Genomic DNA, 513 nt, shown 5'->3' with positions numbered 1-513 from the left:
CGGTCGGCCTCGACGGCGTCCTGCCGCGCGCGCTCGACGTCGACCGTGGTCCGACGCTGCTCGGCGAGCAGGACGAGGAGACGCTCGCGCTCCGCCGCCGCCGTCGCCACCTGCTCCTCGGCCGCGACCTGTGCGGCCTGCGCGGCGGCCAGGGCGTCGTCGGCCGCCGTCGCCGTGCTCTCGGCGAGGGCGAGGGCGTCCTGCGTGCGGGCGGCGAGGGTGCGGGAGACGAGGTCCGCCGCCCGGAAGCGCTGGACGGCGCGCTCGGCCTGGCTGCCGAGCCGCTCGACCGCCTCGGTGCGGGCGAGGAGGTCCTCGAAGCCGTCGGCGGACAGGAACGCCCCCAGGGCGTCCATGGCACCGCCGGAGCGGTACGCCTCCATGGCCAGCGCACCCAGCCCGCCCCGCGCGGCCTCGAGCTCGGCCTGCGCGGCGAGCTCGCGGTCGGCGGCGTCCTGGGCCGCCTGCCGGGCCTCGTCGCGGGCGACCGTCGCGGCGGCGTAGTCCTCTGCG

At 79.5% G+C, this 513-nt stretch carries 1 pseudogene; it reads right to left on the bottom strand.

Annotated features, from left to right (window positions below):
* A pseudogene (locus N866_RS21870) lies at nucleotides 1–513 on the bottom strand (NlpC/P60 family protein); the annotation flags it as partial.

This window comes from Actinotalea ferrariae CF5-4, from assembly GCF_000603945.1.
In the GTDB taxonomy this organism is placed as follows: domain Bacteria; phylum Actinomycetota; class Actinomycetes; order Actinomycetales; family Cellulomonadaceae; genus Actinotalea; species Actinotalea ferrariae.
This window is presented reverse-complemented; position numbering and strand designations above follow the sequence as displayed.